This is a genomic window from Margalitia sp. FSL K6-0131 (assembly GCF_038008735.1).
Lineage (GTDB): Bacteria > Bacillota > Bacilli > Bacillales > Bacillaceae_C > Margalitia > Margalitia shackletonii.
In genome coordinates, this window is sequence record NZ_JBBOZS010000001.1 from 304,965 (window position 1) to 322,765 (window position 17,801).

Below are 17,801 nucleotides of genomic sequence, written 5' to 3' on the forward strand. Positions count from 1 at the left end.
AGATGGAATTGACTCATGCTCAATCCGTTGCAATCGACCATGTGAGGTTGAAAGCGAAAGAGTCTCAAAGTCAATCGATTGAAAAGATTATAGATATTTTTAACCGGAACAGAATATCTGTTTCGATCAAGGAACTGCTGTCCATTATTCGCACTTATGGGAGAGTAACGCTCAATTTTCATCCTGATCGAATTCTTTCAAATGGACATACCATTATGGAGTGCTTTATAGAAGATGGAATGTACTACAGTCAATTTGTCACCCAGGTTACAAACGGAAGTAAGACAGCTTTTGCGGGTGGCGATCGGGATCAGTGGGAAAAGATTTTGTTTGGCGCGGCTTATCAAAATCCCTCCGTAAGAAATGTGGAACGTCCTAAGTATGGCGGATTGAACTTAATGAATTATGCAGATGGTGCTTCACCACGTTTTGGTTCATGTCATTTTCGATTAAAACCACATATGTTGGAGTGTTGCACCTTTACTTTTGGGGACAGTCATACAGGACCTGATGTGATGGGAACAATTGACACATTTGAACCAATCATGGCTGCATTATTAGAAGTGGCTGAAATAAATCGAGAGGCCCTTGGTAAGTCTGATATGGATGTTGCCGATGTGGTAAAGCAACTTCTTACCCTTCCATCATGCAGCGGACAGCTAAGTAAATTGGGACGCTCTCTAGATGATTATATCGAAGCACAAATCCATGGCGATATAGACCTATCTAAAGATGTTGAGGCATTGGTAGCCGACCCATCCTTTAAGGATACACAACTGGGTGTTTTAATGGAAAAACTCTGTGAAAAGTATTCCATCACACTTTTGTGGCATCCTGGATTTCAATTAGCTATTTCCGCTGTACCCGATGATTTTCGAGGTCCAGCGATGCCGCCTCTTGCTAAGCGAGTGGATGAAAATTATGCACATACTTCCGGTCTGCTCGATGCAGTTACGATAGGCAATGCAGCTGCATCTTTCTATCATAAACCAGAATATTGGGAGGATTGGGGAACGCCGGAGGAAACATTCCAGCATTTAAAACAGCTTTGGCATGTTCTTGTAAAATATGGATGATTGTAGGGTTCGAATGAGTATATGACATCTATATCCTATAAATCTTAAAAAGAGGTATTCCAAAGAGAAAAAGGAAGTATGAATGAAGGTAAGTAAACATAACTCAGAACATTATACATGGGGAGAGCAATGTGACGGATGGCACCTAGTGAAGAATAAAGACCTAAGTGTCATTCATGAAAGAATGCCTCCGTATACATCAGAGGTTCGCCATTACCATCAGCATTCTCGGCAGTTTTTCTATGTTTTATCCGGAACTGCGATATTAGAACAAGATGGTGAGAGAATTATCTTACATACAGGTGAAGGAGTGGAGGTTTCTCCTTGCAATCCTCACCAAATGAAGAATGAATCCCCAATGACATAGAGTTTTTGGTCATCTCACAACCACATAGCTAAGGGGATTGGATTGAAACGGATGAGGATTGATTTTCTAATTCATGGAGAGTGAGAGGTATATGTTCGCAATTATCGCACTGTTGGACAAGAAAACGGAAAACCTAATAAAAGAAATATGGCAAGACCTAAGGAAACAATCCATTTCTTTTTATGCGGAGGAGGTTGAGGACCGAAAACCGCATATCACCATCGCAAGCTATAATCATCTTGATAAAGATGAAATGATCCAATCGATGGATCAATTTTACGATTCTACTTTTCAAGTAGAAATAACTTTTAATTCATTAGGAACATTCTTAAACTCAGGAACATTGTTTTTATCCCCAACCATGTCGACATCTCTGTCCAATCTTCATCGAACACATCACGATTTTTTCAAAAGGTTTAATGATAATCCTGATTCTCTTTACTTGCCGGGAAAATGGGTTCCGCATTGTACATTAGCCAATCGGTTATCCCACGACAAATTATGTGAAGCATTTAAGAACTGTTCTAAAAAACTAAGCACAATCGACGCAAGGATAACAGAGGTTGCGTTGATAGAAACGATTTTAACAGATGGCCGATGTATAGCAGCACCGGAAGTGTATTCTAAGAAACTATTATCCAATACAATCGAGGTGTAAGATGGCAAACGACCAAATCGTGTTAACCGTAGAGCGTCTTTGGAAAACGTATAAAGGAATCGGGTATGAAGTCCAGGCACTTAAAAATGTCTCCTTTGATCTTCAAAAGGGCGAATTGCTTGCCGTGATGGGAACAAGCGGTTCAGGTAAGAGTACACTCCTTAATATTCTTGGTACGTTGGATGAGCCTGATAAGGGGAAAATCTGGCTGAACGGAAAGCATGATCGCAATATGTTTATAGAGCCCTATGCTGCTCAGTTTAGAAGGGATAATATTGGGTTCATTTTTCAATCTTTTAACCTTTTAAAGGATTTAACGGTGGAAGAAAATATTGCTCTTCCGCTAATCCTCAAAGGGGTGGAAAAAGAAACACTGGAACAAAAAGTGGATGGCATGCTGGAACTCGTCGGACTATCTAACTGGAGACGACATCGGCCATTTCAGCTTTCCGGAGGGCAGCAGCAAAGAGTTGCAATTGGACGAGCCCTAATTACTGCTCCTCCGATTATACTAGCGGATGAGCTAACGGGAAATTTGGATTTCAATACCTCTACAGAGATTTTACATGTATTAATCGATATGAAAAAAACATTTGAACAAAGTATTATCATGGTAACCCACGATCCAAAGGTGGCAACCTATGCAGACAGAGTGCTTTTCTTTCACGATGGACAAATAGTGAACGAATATAAATGTGCCAGCAATCAAGATAATATGGCGAATATTTTACATACCTTTCAAGAAATAATGGAGATGTCTAATGATAAAGTCTATTAAAGGGGTATCGCTGCGTTTCTTTTACCGGAATAAATTTATTGCTATTTCGTCCATTATTAGTGTTATATTGTCCGTCTCACTCATCATCACATTAGCCATATTCTCGATTAATGCCAAACAAACACTGCATAATGAAGTAAAGAAAATGTACGGAAATATGGATTTGTCAGTAGGATACAATCCTGAACAGAATAAGATTATTGATAGAGTACTTTTACAGAGGATAACGGATCAACCAGGTATACAAAGCTACTCCAATGTGGTGCTTACACATTTAAACATCAACCATACATATAACGATATTTATACAGTTGGAGTTGAGAATGATTCGCTTGTTAAAAGTAAATATCATTTTCATCAGGACCTTTCTGCCAACGAAGCGATGATCAATAAATCGTTAGCGGCAGCCTTAAAGGTCCGTGCTGGGGAAAAGATAACGATTGAAAATGAAACTTTTAAAATAAAAGAGCTATTAGATAACTTAGATGCGTCCGGGGTAGCACCCGATATTCTTCTTATCTCTCGTGACGATGCGAAGAAATTTATTGCGGCAGAAACGGGTAAACAAATAGAGGCGACTTATATCTTAATAAAGGCTAAAAAAAGTGATAATCCAATTGTGTTGGCAAATGAAATACGGAAAGTGGACCAAGGCTTACGTATTGATCTAGCAGAGGAGAATGTATATCTAAAGACCAATCTCACATCACATCAAATTTTTATGACGGTTCTTTCGGTTCTAATGTTATTTGTTTCTTCTTTATTAATCATCGCCAACTTTGAAGTCTTTTTATATAAGTATAAAAATCAATTCGCCATCATGCGGTCATTAGGTGCAACGTCCAAGCAAATGTTTAATATTGTGTTTATTCAATCTAGCTTGATGGTGATGGTTGGTGCTGTATTAGGATTCCTTCTAGCTTTTCTTAGCAATCAGTTTATCCAAAATTGTATACAAAAATGGTTTGCGATCCACGTGGATACAATGGATTTCCATCCAAAACTCGCCCTTTTGCTGGCATTTAGTTGCTTTGTTTTAATTGAGATTTTCATGCTAATTCCTGCTTATCGGAGCTCAAAAGTACTGCCGCTTAAAATCATGCAAGAAAATGAGCGGAACGATTTTGCCAATTCAAAATTCCGTAAAGTAATAGGATATAGCATGATCATTGGTGGCTTATTCTTTATCTTGTTCGGAAAGCTTGTTGTTCAAGGGGATACATACCAAGTATTTTCCTTCCTTTTTGCAGGCATCCTTATAACCTTTGGAATTTTTGTATTGTTTCCGGTTTACCTGGCTCCTTTTTTACATAAGTTATTGCCTCTTATAAGGAGTATATTAGGTAGGACCTCTTTTGTATCTATAAAAAATGTGATTCCGCAGGTGAGAAAGAACACCTTTGTGATGCTGACCATCAGTACATTAATGATTATAACTATTTTTGGCTCCACGTTAATGGAAACAATCAAGAAAAATCAAGAACAGTATTTAAAAAATGAGTATCAAACTAATATCGTTGTCACAAGCCGATTGAATTATGATTCGAAATTAGATCCTATGGAAATAAAAAAACAGATAGTGAAATTATCTGGTATTAAAGGGGCAAGTACTGTCAGCACGCCTACGCAATTGGATCTGATAAAAGCAGATAATTATTATTCGTTTGATTATTTTTTAGGTGATTTAAAAGAAATGGCAAGCCAGGGGTTGATATCAAAGAACATTAAGTTTAGAAAGAATCAACTTATCGTTAGCAGAAATTTTGCGAAAAAGTTTAAAGTGAAAGCTGGAGATACAATCCGTCTAGGAAATTTCTTTGAAGCAGAACAAAAGCAAAAACCAATTGGTAAGGCAAGGATAGCGGCAATTGTCGATAAGCTGCCGCTTTCATTTGATGTAATGATGGATTGGAGCAGCAAATATAGAAACCAACATACAGCATTGGATCGAGTTTTTATTAGCAGCGATAACGAAAAACATACGTTGAAACAATTAGAAGCATTAAAAATGAAATATCCTGAATTAGAAATCAATAGCTATCAACAATCATTGAAAAAGGCAAATAAAATGATTGATCAAAGATTGTACATCTTCTATGCCGTAATCGCGATTATGGTAGTATGCGTGATGGTTGGAGTATTTAATACGCTAATCAATAATATTCACTCCAAACGGAAGGAGTTTGCGATCTTACGCACCTTGTCCATTAACAAAAGAGGGGTCATTATCGTCATTATGACACAAGTTATTCTTTATATCCTAATTGGAATAGCTTTAGGATCCCTTGCCGGAACAGCATTAACGTATGTCATCAGTCTAATTGATACAGGCAGTAGGCTGCATTTTAATTTTCCATTTATAGGGATTATTATGGCAATCCTAATTGGAATGGCTATTGTTGTATTCGTGCCTTTTGCTAGTAAACTAGCAAAAGTGAAAATATCGACCGAACTTAGTTTGGATAATAAATGAAATAGAAGCGGGGTGACTGGTATTCAAGAAATATGAGTCATTTCGCTTTTTTATGGTTTTACCACTTTTTTTAGATTGAGATTAGAATGGTGTTATAAAGACCATTGTGGCTTGAGAATGAGAGTGAGATGTCCTTAAGAAAGGTTATAAAGGCCATTGTGGCATGATAAACCATAGCGAGATGTCCTTCATCAATGAAATGAAGGACAAGCTATAGGGTTTTCTACTGTCAGATGTCCTTCATCAATGAAATGAAGGCCAAGTTATAGGGTTTTCTACTGTCAGATGTCCTTCATCAATGAAATGAAGGCCAAGTTATAGGGTTTTCTACTGTCAGATGTCCTTCATCAATGAAATGAAGGCCAAGCTATAGGATTTTCTTCAGTCAGATGTCCTTCATCAGTGAAATGAAGGCCAATTTACAAGGTTTTCTACTGTCAGATGTCCTTCATCAATGAAATGAAGGACAAGCTATAGGATTTTCTTTAGTTAGATGTCCTGTATTGGGATTGTAAAGGATACCTTTGTATAAGAAGGCGAACAAGTTGTCCTTAAGTGTGGTTTATTAACAACGCTTTGCCCCGAGAGCGTTCTTTGGAATAATTTAGGGGATAAAAAAAGGATGGCCAATAAGCCATCCCATTTTATTTTCCCTCAATATATTTATTTCTCCCAGCACCAATACCAGATATAAAAATAAGCACAGAAGTTATAACAAGCATCCATAAAGGAATTGCCCAATTGTGCGTGATATCATGCAGCACTCCAAATAAAGTTGGACCAACGGCTGCAAGAAGATATCCAATGGACTGAGCCATACCGGATAATTCCGCTGCTTGATAAGAGTTTTTGGTACGGAGGCTAAAGAACATCATCGCTAAGCTAAAAGCACAGCCTCCCCCAATACCTAAAAATATTACTGACAATGGTATGAGCGAAAGATTTCCATACAGAATACCAATCATACCAATAATAAATAAAAGAGCCGTAATGGTGACGAGTAGATATTGGTTTTTCATGCGTCCCGCTATTATTGGGACGATAAAAGTAAAGGGTAGAACCGCAAACTGCATTAAGGATAGCATCCAACCGGCTGTGCTGGAGCTTAATCCTTGCTGTTGCAAAATTTCTGGCAGCCAAGCGACAATCGTATAAAAGATTAAGGATTGCAGTCCCATAAAGACTGTTACTTGCCAAGCCAGGCCAGATTTCCAAATGTTTACCGATTGCGTTTTTTCAGATACCCGTACGTCTTGCTTGCGTTTTGCACGAATTTGCGGAATCCAAAAAAGTATCGCAACGATCGAAATAATTCCCCAGTATCCCAGGGAGCCTTGCCACCCAAATCCTGAGTTAGAGGAAATTGGAATACTTAGTCCAGATGCAATAGCGCCACATAGATTCATAGAAACAGAGTAAATTCCCGTCATAGTCCCTACACTTTGTGGAAAGTTTTGCTTAATAATGCTTGGTACTAATACATTGCCAATAGCAATGGCCAAACCAAGAAAAATCGTACCGGTAAAAAGCGTTCCTACTCCAGAGAGAGGACGCAGAATAATTCCGATGGTTAAAAGGATTAAGGAGAGAAAAAGAACGGATTCCATTCCAAAGCGGCGCGCTAATTTTGGTGCAAATGGTGACACTAGCGCAAAAGCAAGGAGAGGAACCGTTGTTAATGCTCCTGCAAGTGTACTTGATATTCCTAAACTCTCACGGATGGAAGGCACCAATGGTCCAACTGATGTTAAAGGAGCTCTTAAATTCGCTCCGATAAATATTATTCCGATAATTAATAAAAGTACTTTTGGTTTTACGTCCAACTTTGTTTGTTCTTGTTGTAACGTTCCCGGTTGTAAATTCAACTTTCTTCCTCCGCTCTAATTATAAAATTTCCATAAATTGTTCAATATACTCGGTAACCGCTTCTATGGCTTGCTCGGGATTTTGTTCCTTTATAGCGTCTACTAATTTCCAATGTACATGATGGTGAAAGTCGGTATGACAGGTCATTTCGGATAAATTATGAACAGATTCGTGCAAGGGCACGGACATTTGCTCATAAAGATCCATCAGCATACTATTGTGGGCTGCCACAGCAATCGCTTTGTGTAATTGAATATCCGCTTCCACATATGCTTCACTGTCATTATGCTCTGCAGCTGCTAGACAAGCCTCTAGATAGGTTTGTATATTTTCAAGATCGTTTTGGTTTCTTCTTATTGCTGCCAACCGTGCTGCTTCTTTTTCTAATGCATGGCGAACCTCCAGTATTTCTATAAGATTTGCCTTTTGGATCCGTTTTTGCAGTGCTGCTCCAAGAGTACTAGAGGAACATACATATGTACCACTTCCTTGTCTAGTCTGCAGAAGTCCTGCATGAACAAGAGCACGAATTGCCTCACGTAAAGTATTGCGGCTTACATCCAGCTGCTGCATTAATTCTAATTCTGGAGGAATTCGGCTCCCAACAGACCATGCCCCAGATTCAATAAGAGATTCTATTTGTGAAACGATTTGTTCGACAAGCGATAATCGGTTTGTTTTTGCAATATCCATATGGCACCTCTAAATTTGTAGGATGATTGGTTCATTGGGTAATATAACATATCATAATAAAAATGTAAAATTAAAGGTAATGGGAATATAAATGACGAATAATAAAATACTGTGAGGAGTGAAACCATGAAAATACGAGAATTAAGACCGGAGGAACAGTACCCACTGGAATTGTTTTTATTAGCAGACCCTAATCAAAAACTAGTGGAGGATTACATTGGTCGGGGCGAATGCTTTGTTGCCGAGGAAGAAGGAAGTATCCTTGGAGAATATGTCTTGCTTCCAACACGGCCAGAAACAATAGAGATTGTAAATATTGCAGTTGCTGAACATTGCCATGGCAAAGGAATCGGCAAAAAATTAGTAAACGATGCAATAAAGCGGGCAAAGGAAAGAGGCTATAAAACTATCGAAATTGGAACCGGAAACTCAAGTGTAGGTCAGCTGGCACTCTATCAAAAATGTGGCTTTCGGATTGTTGGCGTAGATAGGGATTTTTTTATCAGACATTATGATGAAGAAATATACGAGAATGGAATCCAAGTAATTGATATGGTGAGATTGTCTCAAGACCTATAATAGCATTTTTAGCTTAAGAAAAATTGGCCCTGTTGTCTTTTATTAACTACAAAATGTATTTGGAAAGTATATTTATCAACGATAAATAACCCTAAGTGGAAATATTAAATTTAGGGTTATTTCTATTTAAGTTTAATTTTGCTCAAAACTAAAACGTATCATAATTTTGAACTGATAATGAGAGGCAGGATAATGAATTTGTTCCATTAAGGACGGAACTATTCTCATAACATTATTAATTTGGGTGATCTATGTCTCTAATACGCTCTTCGATATTTTTTAATCTTTTATGGATGTTGTAAAATAAAGGTAAATAAGCAATCATGATAATAATCAACAACCCCAATATTAAACACCTCCTTAAGATAAAATTTATATAAACTTATTATCACATTTATATATATAAATACCTTTGCTACTTACATAGCTAAAAGGAATAAAAAAATTGTAGTAAAAGAAGGAGAAGAAGATTTTGTGGAAAGAATTAATTCTATTCGGATAGGAGAGAAAAAATACCACGACTATTGCTATGACAATTATAGATTATTTGAGGAAGGCTCGTGGCTGTATAAACCAGTAAAAACCGTTATGGACCTAATACCTGTGCTAGAAGAAAAAGAAAATGTAAAGGTTCTGGATTTAGGGTGCGGAGTTGGCCGAAACAGTATTCCTATCGCGAAAAAAATAAAAAACAAGGCTGGCAAGGTTATTTGTGTAGACTTGCTAGAGTCTGCTTTAAAACATTTAGAACAATATAGCCTGCAATATGATGTTAGTGAGGTAATCGGAACGGTTCACGCAGATATTGGAGAGTTTAATATTAAGCTGGAGGAGTATGATTTAATAGTAGCAGTTTCGAGTTTAGAGCATGTTCGGTCGGAGGAAGTACTTGATCATCTTTTAGAAAGAATGACGAAAGGAACAAAGAGATACGGACTTCATTGTTTAGTTGTTAATTCGGAGGTCCAGGAAATAGACAGGACTTCGAATGAATCGCTGGAAGCATATATGGAAGTTAATTTATCCACGAATAAAATGCTGCAAAAACTGGAGGAACATTATAGAGGATGGGATATTTTAACGAAGGTGGTTAAGCCTCTAGAATATATAATTAGTAGAGATGGCAAAGATGTTATGTTAAGGACGAATGCTATTACCTATGTAGCTAGTAGGACATAGGGTTTTTAATTTATTCATAGCAAAGGAGCTGCATAAGCTGGGCTGGAAGGGGCATAAAAGGTCTGGTACCAAACATTGGAGCTGTTCGACTTATTCATTGTAAAATCACAATAGTCTATAATAAAGGAAAAAATGGTTGATAAAATAACAAAAATGGATTTATTTTTTAAAACAGGATTTTATTAAAGAGATGGAGCGAACATTATGAAAGCACTCATATTTGAATCGTTTGGCGGACCCGAAGTTCTCCAATATCGAGATATAAAAGATCCGCAAATTGGTTCTGAAGAAGTTTTATTAGAAATGAAAGCAATTGGATTGAACTTTGCAGATGTTTACCGAAGAAAAGGCAATTATCATTTAGTCGGTCAGCCCCCTTATATTTTGGGATACGAGGGTGCTGGTATTGTGCAACAAGTCGGCAGTAAGGTTGAAGGTATTAAGGTAGGAGATAGGATAGCTTTCGCTGACGTTCCATTCGCTAATGCAGAGCTAGTAGCAGTACCTCAGGATAAAGCGATTCCTATTCCTGCTGGTATTACGTATGAAACAGCGGCTTCTTTGTTATTGCAGGGTTTAACCGCACATTATTTAACGAAAGATAGCTATTCCATTAAAAATGGAGATGTAGCTTTAGTACACGCCGCTGCCGGAGGAGTTGGACAGCTGTTGGTTCAAATCATCAAATTGCTTAGGGGAAAAGTTATTGGTTTAACGTCCTCGGAGGGAAAACGTCAAGCAGCAATAGCAGCAGGGGCAGATAATGTGTTTTTATATGCTAAGGATTGGAAAGCACAAGTGAAAGATGTAACAAATGATTGTGGCGTAGATGTTGTATATGAATCGGTAGGAGCAACACTAATAGATAGCTTTGATGTAACACGTATCGGTGGAACAGTTGTATTTTTTGGAATGGCAGGCGGGGATCCAGCACCAGTGGATCCTAGAATGCTGATGGATACTTCCAAAACGTTGACAGGGGGAGATCTTTGGAATGTGCTGACATCACGTGCAGAACGTGTTGCGCGATCCGGAGAACTATTTAAATGGATTCAAAGCGGTCAACTAAAGATTTCTGAACCCACCTTGTTTCCATTAAGGGAAGGTGCAAAAGCACACGAATTCATTGAAAGCAGAAAAAGTACTGGAAAGGTATTATTAATTCCTTAATCAAAAAATCAAGGGTCATTTCTATCTGGGTAGGAATGCTCTTTTTTTACGTTAAATTAACCATAAATTGAACAAATACTAGAGCCGCATTCCCCTTCAAAATCTATAATTTAGTGGGGGTTAGGCTCTTATTTCTTTTTCTTTCCCTACTTTCCTATATACTTTTTTATTATTTCTACTGTTGATCCTCCGGTAGTTAAAACCATATAACTTCTACTTCAAAAATAAGGTTTCCAATAATTTTATTTTGGTTTCTCCATAAATCATTTTCTGATATGTATAGAAGTTACTGTTTTATAACCATTCATGGTGTTGGATAAATTAATTTTCGGTGGTGTATGATCTTCTTCCTCATTCATTTCCATTACTTTGTAATTCCGTTTTTTTAAAAGGGAATAAATTTTTAGTCTCTGTAAGATTTCGTTTGTCATACATTTTTGTCCACCGGTTGTAACCTCAACTAAACGGAAGTTTTAATGTAAAAGTAGTATATCTAATTTTCATTAAATTCGAGTATTTCTTTCATTATTTTATACAATGAACAATTTATATGATATGCTTAATAATAGATGGGAACATACTTTCGGTAGGGGGATTTGATGATGAAGATGATGAAAACATTACGTCATAAAATTACCAACCATTCCACTGTCTTTCATCGCACTCTAGATATTTTTAATGAAGCATTATCATTTATTATGAATGTCATAGATAAAGAGTTTGATGATATGGATACGTTTCAGGTGAAAACAATCGTTCCCGCAGTGGAAAAGCTAATTCATATCACAAAATCAAATCCTCAACCGAAATACAAAGAATTCGATTCTCATTTTTTTAAATTCCCTTCTTACTTCAGAAGAAGTGCCATTGCTTCCGCTTTTGGAAAGGTCAAAAGTTATCGCTCCAATCTAAAAAATTGGGAAAAGGAGAAGGAAATGGCTCTTTTAGAAGGCAAGACCTTTAAGAAAAAACCTCCTAGACTGCAATTGGAACATAAAGAGTTTCCGGTATTCTATCAAGGAAACATGTTCGAAAAAACATCTGAAAAAACTGCTAGAATAAAAGTATTTCATCGAAATGATTGGGTCTGGATCGATATCCAATTTAAACCGCAAGACCAATACAAACGTGGTGTTTGGAATTGGAAGGAAAATAATCCTAAGCTTGTGAAAGTGGGGAAAAAGTTTTTTCTACACATAAGTTACGAATCAAAAGTGAAAGTAAACGATACAAAAATACAGGATCAGAAAATTTGTGCAGTAGATCTAGGAATCCATAACTCTGCCGTTTGTTCTGTGATGAATGCAAAAGGAACTGTCTTGGCTCGAAAGTTTATCCATCAGCCAATAGAAAAAGACCAATTGTATACCATCACAAACAAATTAAGAAAAGCGCAATCTGTTTCCGGTACCATTACAGCACCAAATTTTTGGAGAAGAATAAATGGGCTACAAATGCATATTGTCCATCATACTTCGCATGAAATAGTAACATTCGCAAAAGAACATAGGTGTGATGTTATTGTATTTGAGTACCTTGATCAAATGAAAGTGCCAAAAGGATTTTGGGGTGCCAAGAAGCTTCGTTTCAAATTACGATATTGGCGAAAAAAAGGGATCCAAAATAAAGTGGAAGAAATGGCACATTATCTAGGTATGCGAATGTCGAAAGTAAATGCACGAAATACAAGTGCTTTGGCTTTTGATGGCTCTGGGAAAGTGAAACGAAATCATAAAAAAGACCTCGCAACGTTTCGGACAGGAAAGGTGTATCATGCCGATTTATCGGCGACCTATAATATTGGTGCTCGCTATTTTATACGTGGCATTCAAAAATCCATTTCTGAAAAGAAATGGTTGGCTCTTCAGGCGAAAGTACCTGAATTGTCAAAAAGAACAGAACAAACCTTGTCTTCATTCATTAGTCTTAATGATGCACTAGAGACACTAAAGGTGTCTTAACCGCAAATTTTGTACCGTATTTAAGATAAGGGATGCTCCATCAAAATCTATGATTTAGTTGGAGAGGTTCACACTCCCAAAATATGAAATTAACATTCAAGTATTATGATTTTTATAGACATGGTGATTGTCCGAGTAGGTAATTTTGATTATTCATTTTATGGTTCAAATTAACGATATTGGATAAATTTGCAACACAATTTTTGTAAAAAATACGCATATTATTGCTCGTTGTGTGTCCAATGTCCGTTATTTATACTGAATCTTGTAAACTATTAAACTTGGGGGAGTGGGAGATTTTGCGTAAAAGAAATCTATTATTATCAGTAGGTTTGGCATCTTTATTGACCTTACCGTTCTCATCAGTAGATGCGGCAGCAAAGAATATAAAAAAAGACCATCCACATCCAATTGAGGTACAGATCCTAGGGATAAATGACCTACATGGACAGTTGGATGTCACTCGTACTGTTAGTGGACGAAATGTTGGACGAGCGGATGTACTCGCAGCCTATTTAAAACAAAGAAAAGCACAAGTGAAAGATACCCTGTTAGTTACAAGTGGTGATGCAGTAGGCGCTTCTGCACCGGTATCGGCATTATTTCAAGATGAACCTACTTTAAACATCTTAAATACACTTCATTTTGATGTTGGAACACTTGGTAATCATGAATTTGATCACGGTGTAAAAGAAATGATGCGGCAAATTTATGGAGGGAAGAATCCTACCACTGGGGAATATTTTAAAGGATTAAACTTCCCGTATGTTTGTGCCAATGTAATAGATAAAAAGACAAAGAAACCGTTGTTACCACCTTATGTAATCAAAAAGGTTCATGGAGTAAACATTGGATTTATTGGTGTTGATACAACCGAAACACCAAGTATTACGATGCCAGAAAATGTGAAGGATGTTGAATTTACAGACGAAACCGAAGCAATCAATAAATATGCAAAGGTGTTAAAGAAAAAAGGGGTTAGAACCATTATTGTTTTGGCGCATGATCCAGGAAACTCCGATTATGACGGAAAAAATGCAACTGGTAAAGTGATTGATATAGCAAAGAATATTGATCCTGAAGTGGATGTGGTTTTCGGCGGTCATAACCATGCGTATATTAATACGAAAGTAGCCGGGAAGCGAGTTGTACAAGCCTATTCATATGGAACAGCGTTTGCCGATGTCCATCTTTGGATCGATCCGAGAACAAAAGATGTTGTAAAAGACAGCGCAGAAATTGTAACAACCTATCAAGATTCAATCACTCCAGATCCGCAAATTAAAGCGATGATTGACGAGGATGAGAAGAGGGTTGCCCCATTAATTAATCAAGTACTTGGAAAGACAACGACTGCATTAACTGGCAAACAAAATGAAAGTGGCGAATCCAATTTAGGTGATTTTATCACGGATGCACAGCGTGATATTACAAAGTCCCAAATTGCTATTACGAACCCTGGTGGAATACGTGCGGACATTAACAGCGGAGACATTACTTGGGGAAATCTTTACACTGTTCAACCATTTGGAAATACTATGATTACGATGGACTTAACTGGTGATCAAATTCGTAAAGCATTGAATCAACAATGGCGTACAGACGGTTCTTCCAAAATGCTGCAAATCTCCGGTATGAAATATACTTGGGATAGTACAAAAGCGAATGATAAAATCGTTTCGTTAACTTTAGAAGATGGTACACCAATTGAACCAAATCAAACTTATAAAGTTGCTATGAATAATTTCTTGGCAAGTGGTGGAGATGGGTTCACGGAATTTGCTAATGGTAAGAATCAAGTAAATGGACCAGTTGATTTAGATGCATTAGTGGATTATGTGAAAAAGCAAACTGGCCCGATTACGATGGAGATTCAAAATAGAATACAAAAGATTAACTAAATGAGAAAACCCTTAGCTTGAATAGAGAGCTAAGGGCTTTTTGATATTAAAGTTTAGGGGGCTCCATGCCAACTGCACTCCACTCTTCTCGAGCAGGACCGTATACACCTGGAACCTTAAGGCCTGCTTGTCTCATAAGCACCGTCATTTGTCCGCGATGATGAGTTTGATGCAAAATTAAGTTTAATAGAGTGAAACCATTTGGCCACTGTTGACCAAACATGTTGTGAACTTCCTTTAGAGACGCATCTGTCCATTGCTCCTTGATAGCAGCAACCATTGCCTCATTAGATTTCCGATAATGATTGGCAATTTCTGTTGCAGAAGTCGGCACATCTTGGTCAGATTTTGCTCCCTCGAATTGCAAACCTGTTTGTGAAACGAACTCCTCAAGTGAAGTCACAAGATGCCAAGCGATTCTTCCTAAATTACGTCCTTCAGGGGATACTTCCTGTTTAAGCGATGCATCGGTTAATGCTTCTAGAACTTTTTGAGTAGAGTTGCTCTCATGCTCCCACAGATTCAAAAATTCTTCAATAGATTGAAACATTCTTATTCCTCCTTGATTATTATCCTATTTATCATTGACTTACATGTTCATCATAATACATTTAGCGAGGGAAAATCATGTGGAATGGTTTGCTTTGGAAAACGGAGCTTCACGTTGAATGGGTAAGAACACAGCAAAGCTACTGCTGAACATGAAAGATATAACTCTCTGAAATAATGGATATAAACCCTGTGAAAAATGAGAAAACTGTGGAAAATAAAATAGAGTGTGGAAAAAGATAATGAAACCCAAATGGTGTTTGAATTAGGCAGAAAATCTGGTAAATTAATCAGGTTTGAAACTCTAATAAAGATGGAAAAACCGCTGAGTCTATCAACAAATACCAAAAGTAATCCAAAACCTCAACCATCCAATTTCCCCAAAATAAAAGCCCCGCTAAAACCATAGCAGGGTCAATGCAATACCTTATTTATCTTTCAAAAACTTCTTCTGCAACCAATCCCGAGCAGCATACACTTCATTGCCGGATAATTGATGTCCATTCTGCTCAAAAAGCACTTCTACATTTGCCTTCGCATCTTTCAAGAGCTCCGCAAGCTCTTTTGTTTCCTGAAGCGGAACCAATGGGTCATTTTCACCAGCTCCAATAAAAACGGAAGTTCCGCTCAAATCAGGTAATTCAATCCCGCGTCTTGGCACCATAGGGTGGAAAAGGACAGCTCCTGCTAACGCATTTTGATAATGAAATAGCAAGCTTGCTGCAATATTTGCTCCATTCGAATAGCCAACTGCAACAATATTATTCCGATCGAATTCATATGCTTTCGCACTTTCATCTAAAAACTCATTTAGTTCTTTTGTGCGAATTATAAGATCCTCTTCATCAAAAACCCCTTCAGATAGACGTCGGAAAAAACGAGCCATTCCAAACTCGGATACATTTCCCTTCACACCTAATAAAGAAGATTCTGCGGAAATCATTTTTCCTACATTAATTAAATCGTGTTCGGTTCCTCCTGTTCCGTGCAGAAGAAGGAGGGTAGGGGCATCAGGATTTTGCCCTTTTTCAAAAATATGTCTCATCATTCTTCACCTTTCTATTGCTTTGTATCTAATGGTTTTAATTTAGCTTCAATTTGTTCGCGCTTCTCTTCTAAAAATGGCGGGAGGGCAAGCGATTCGCCAAGAGTAGCCAAATCTTCATCTGTATCAAACCCAGGTCCATCTGTCGCAAGCTCAAAAAGAATACCATTTGGCTCTCTGAAATAAAGAGATCGGAAATAAAAACGATCAACAAATCCGGAATTCGGGAATCTTGCTGCTCGAATTTTGGCAATCCATTCCCGTAACTCTTCTTCATCCTCTACCCGAAATGCAACATGGTGAACCCCGCCGCGTCCAAGACGTTCCGGTGGCAGGTCGTTTCTTTCTTCGACATGGATTTCTGCACCCGTACCACCTTCACCTGTTTCAAACACAAGAATATCGGGTTGACCTTCGACTTCGGAAGAATATTGTCCCTTCATGCGAAATCCTAATATATCTGTTAATACATTAACAGTAGCTGGAGCATACCGAACAGTTAGCTTTACAGGACCTAATCCCAGCATTCCGTACTCTTGCGGAATCGGGCTTTTATCCCAAGGTTTTCCGCCTTTTACTCCAACATTATTCTCATCCGATACTAAAATTAGACGCTGCCCCTCATGATCTTTAAATGCAAGAGTGGAGCGGCCGGCACGATTTTTAATTTCTTCATGCTCAATATGCAATTCCTCAAAGCGTTTTTTCCAAAATACAAGTGCCTGATCATCTGGGACACGTAAAGAAAGTGCAGAAATACTGTTCACCCCTTCATGTGTGCGCGCAGCATGAGGAATTTCAAAAAACGTTAGTTCTGTACCCGGATTTCCCTTTTCATCGCCATAAAATAAATGATAAACGGAAATATCATCTTGATTAACCGTCTTTTTTACTAAACGAAGGCCTAGTACTTTTGTATAAAAGTCAAAATTATCAGGGGCTTTCGCTGTTAAGGCTGAAACATGATGAATCCCTTTTAATTCCATATGATTTTCCTCCATTAATTTTGTATTTTTCTAAGTAACTCTAATAGTTGCTTTTTCTCTTCCTGATTTAATTTACTAAACTGTGATGCCTGGAATTGTTCTTGTTTTGGGACTACCTCATTAAAAAGTGTTTTTCCTTTTTCCGTTAAGGATAAATATTTTGTTTTCCATTCCTGTTCTCTTTTTATAAGGTCAAGATCTTCTAATTTCGATAAAAGTTGTGTGATGTTTCCCTTTGTAACCAAGAGTTTATCTGCCAGCTCTTGTTGGGATAAACGTTTGTGTGATCCAATTTGTGCTAACACATCAAATTGGGCGATAGATAAATTCCATTTTTTCAGGTATTGGTTTGATTCCCGGATGCTTTTGTTATAAATTCGCGATAATCGGAACCAAATCATTAAACTGAGTTTTTCTTGCATAACATCACCTCTTGTTGAATCAGTTTATAACTAAACTGATATAAAAGTCAAGTCATGGTCACAATACATCGTGAATTGTTCCCGTTCCACAACATTAT

Annotated in this window: 16 protein-coding genes and 1 pseudogene; 10 read left to right on the forward strand and 7 right to left on the reverse strand. The window is 37.6% G+C overall.

The annotated features are described in order from the left end of the window. Positions 1-2: 2 nt before the first annotated feature. From NSQ59_RS01580 to NSQ59_RS01600, 5 genes and pseudogenes are all read left to right on the forward strand, one after another. Positions 3-1,076, forward strand: a complete 1,074-nt coding sequence (locus NSQ59_RS01580) for a DUF3626 domain-containing protein (protein WP_340828765.1) — start codon at positions 3-5, stop codon at positions 1,074-1,076. Between the two features lie 82 nt (positions 1,077-1,158). Then, positions 1,159-1,475, forward strand: a pseudogene (locus NSQ59_RS01585) (cupin domain-containing protein). A 59-nt stretch (positions 1,476-1,534) separates the two neighbouring features. Then, positions 1,535-2,101, forward strand: coding sequence for a 2'-5' RNA ligase family protein (locus NSQ59_RS01590; protein WP_340828767.1), 567 nt, complete (start codon positions 1,535-1,537; stop codon positions 2,099-2,101). Position 2,102: 1 nt separating this feature from the next. Further along, positions 2,103-2,879 (forward strand): ABC transporter ATP-binding protein, encoded by a 777-nt coding sequence (locus NSQ59_RS01595; RefSeq protein ID WP_340828768.1) that lies wholly within the window; start codon positions 2,103-2,105, stop codon positions 2,877-2,879. Continuing rightward, positions 2,863-5,352, forward strand: a complete 2,490-nt coding sequence (locus NSQ59_RS01600) for an FtsX-like permease family protein (RefSeq protein WP_340828770.1) — start codon at positions 2,863-2,865, stop codon at positions 5,350-5,352. Before NSQ59_RS01595 ends, NSQ59_RS01600 begins: the two co-directional genes overlap by 17 nt. A gap of 644 nt (positions 5,353-5,996) precedes the next feature. On the opposite strand, the gene NSQ59_RS01605 is transcribed toward NSQ59_RS01600, so the two are convergent. Next, entirely contained in the window at positions 5,997-7,217 is a 1,221-nt protein-coding gene (locus NSQ59_RS01605; protein WP_340828772.1) for a CynX/NimT family MFS transporter, read from the reverse strand. A gap of 19 nt (positions 7,218-7,236) precedes the next feature. After that, positions 7,237-7,911: a FadR/GntR family transcriptional regulator gene (locus NSQ59_RS01610; protein WP_055737942.1), complete on the reverse strand. Its 675-nt coding sequence runs from the start codon at positions 7,909-7,911 to the stop codon at positions 7,237-7,239. Positions 7,912-8,037: 126 nt separating this feature from the next. Here NSQ59_RS01610 and NSQ59_RS01615 point away from each other — a divergent pair, with 126 nt between their 5' ends. From NSQ59_RS01615 to NSQ59_RS01625, 3 genes are all read left to right on the forward strand, one after another. Beyond that, the gene (locus NSQ59_RS01615; protein ID WP_340828773.1) at positions 8,038-8,490 is read left to right on the forward strand and encodes a GNAT family N-acetyltransferase; all 453 of its coding nucleotides are present in this window, start codon (positions 8,038-8,040) and stop codon (positions 8,488-8,490) included. 474 nt (positions 8,491-8,964) lie between these two features. Beyond that, positions 8,965-9,669, forward strand: coding sequence for a class I SAM-dependent methyltransferase (locus NSQ59_RS01620; RefSeq protein WP_340828775.1), 705 nt, complete (start codon positions 8,965-8,967; stop codon positions 9,667-9,669). A gap of 204 nt (positions 9,670-9,873) precedes the next feature. Beyond that, positions 9,874-10,839 (forward strand): quinone oxidoreductase family protein, encoded by a 966-nt coding sequence (locus NSQ59_RS01625; RefSeq protein WP_340828778.1) that lies wholly within the window; start codon positions 9,874-9,876, stop codon positions 10,837-10,839. 263 nt (positions 10,840-11,102) lie between these two features. On the opposite strand, the gene NSQ59_RS01630 is transcribed toward NSQ59_RS01625, so the two are convergent. Next, positions 11,103-11,270: a hypothetical protein gene (locus NSQ59_RS01630; RefSeq protein ID WP_340828779.1), complete on the reverse strand. Its 168-nt coding sequence runs from the start codon at positions 11,268-11,270 to the stop codon at positions 11,103-11,105. A gap of 171 nt (positions 11,271-11,441) precedes the next feature. On the opposite strand from NSQ59_RS01630, the gene NSQ59_RS01635 reads away from it, so the two are divergent. Both NSQ59_RS01635 and NSQ59_RS01640 read left to right on the forward strand, forming a co-directional pair. After that, positions 11,442-12,800: a transposase gene (locus tag NSQ59_RS01635; RefSeq protein WP_340828781.1), complete on the forward strand. Its 1,359-nt coding sequence runs from the start codon at positions 11,442-11,444 to the stop codon at positions 12,798-12,800. A gap of 299 nt (positions 12,801-13,099) precedes the next feature. Further along, the gene (locus tag NSQ59_RS01640; protein ID WP_163258598.1) at positions 13,100-14,701 is read left to right on the forward strand and encodes a bifunctional metallophosphatase/5'-nucleotidase; all 1,602 of its coding nucleotides are present in this window, start codon (positions 13,100-13,102) and stop codon (positions 14,699-14,701) included. Positions 14,702-14,747: 46 nt separating this feature from the next. Here NSQ59_RS01640 and NSQ59_RS01645 read toward each other — a convergent pair whose 3' ends face one another. From NSQ59_RS01645 to NSQ59_RS01660, 4 genes are all read right to left on the reverse strand, one after another. Further along, a complete protein-coding gene (locus NSQ59_RS01645) occupies positions 14,748-15,251 on the reverse strand; it encodes a DinB family protein (protein WP_055737947.1) in 504 nt (167 codons plus the stop codon). A 426-nt stretch (positions 15,252-15,677) separates the two neighbouring features. Continuing rightward, entirely contained in the window at positions 15,678-16,298 is a 621-nt protein-coding gene (locus tag NSQ59_RS01650) for an alpha/beta hydrolase (protein ID WP_340828785.1), read from the reverse strand. Between the two features lie 11 nt (positions 16,299-16,309). Further along, positions 16,310-17,281, reverse strand: coding sequence for a ring-cleaving dioxygenase (locus tag NSQ59_RS01655; protein WP_340828787.1), 972 nt, complete (start codon positions 17,279-17,281; stop codon positions 16,310-16,312). A 14-nt stretch (positions 17,282-17,295) separates the two neighbouring features. Continuing rightward, on the reverse strand, positions 17,296-17,703 hold the full coding sequence (locus NSQ59_RS01660) for a MarR family winged helix-turn-helix transcriptional regulator (protein ID WP_055737950.1): 408 nt from the start codon (positions 17,701-17,703) through the stop codon (positions 17,296-17,298). Between the last annotated feature and the right edge of the window lie 98 nt (positions 17,704-17,801).

Excerpts from the sequence above, each read along its gene's own strand:
- NSQ59_RS01580 (WP_340828765.1), top strand. The coding sequence starts at position 3 with ATGGAATTGACTCATGCTCAATCCGTTGCAATCGACCATGTGAGGTTG.
- NSQ59_RS01590 (WP_340828767.1), top strand. The coding sequence starts at position 1,535 with ATGTTCGCAATTATCGCACTGTTGGACAAGAAAACGGAAAACCTAATA.
- NSQ59_RS01595 (WP_340828768.1), top strand. The coding sequence starts at position 2,103 with ATGGCAAACGACCAAATCGTGTTAACCGTAGAGCGTCTTTGGAAAACG.
- NSQ59_RS01600 (WP_340828770.1), top strand. The coding sequence starts at position 2,863 with ATGATAAAGTCTATTAAAGGGGTATCGCTGCGTTTCTTTTACCGGAAT.
- NSQ59_RS01610 (WP_055737942.1), bottom strand. The coding sequence starts at position 7,911 with ATGGATATTGCAAAAACAAACCGATTATCGCTTGTCGAACAAATCGTT.
- NSQ59_RS01615 (WP_340828773.1), top strand. The coding sequence starts at position 8,038 with ATGAAAATACGAGAATTAAGACCGGAGGAACAGTACCCACTGGAATTG.
- NSQ59_RS01625 (WP_340828778.1), top strand. The coding sequence starts at position 9,874 with ATGAAAGCACTCATATTTGAATCGTTTGGCGGACCCGAAGTTCTCCAA.
- NSQ59_RS01630 (WP_340828779.1), bottom strand. The coding sequence starts at position 11,270 with ATGACAAACGAAATCTTACAGAGACTAAAAATTTATTCCCTTTTAAAA.
- NSQ59_RS01635 (WP_340828781.1), top strand. The coding sequence starts at position 11,442 with ATGAAGATGATGAAAACATTACGTCATAAAATTACCAACCATTCCACT.
- NSQ59_RS01645 (WP_055737947.1), bottom strand. The coding sequence starts at position 15,251 with ATGTTTCAATCTATTGAAGAATTTTTGAATCTGTGGGAGCATGAGAGC.
- NSQ59_RS01650 (WP_340828785.1), bottom strand. The coding sequence starts at position 16,298 with ATGATGAGACATATTTTTGAAAAAGGGCAAAATCCTGATGCCCCTACC.
- NSQ59_RS01655 (WP_340828787.1), bottom strand. The coding sequence starts at position 17,281 with ATGGAATTAAAAGGGATTCATCATGTTTCAGCCTTAACAGCGAAAGCC.
- NSQ59_RS01660 (WP_055737950.1), bottom strand. The coding sequence starts at position 17,703 with ATGCAAGAAAAACTCAGTTTAATGATTTGGTTCCGATTATCGCGAATT.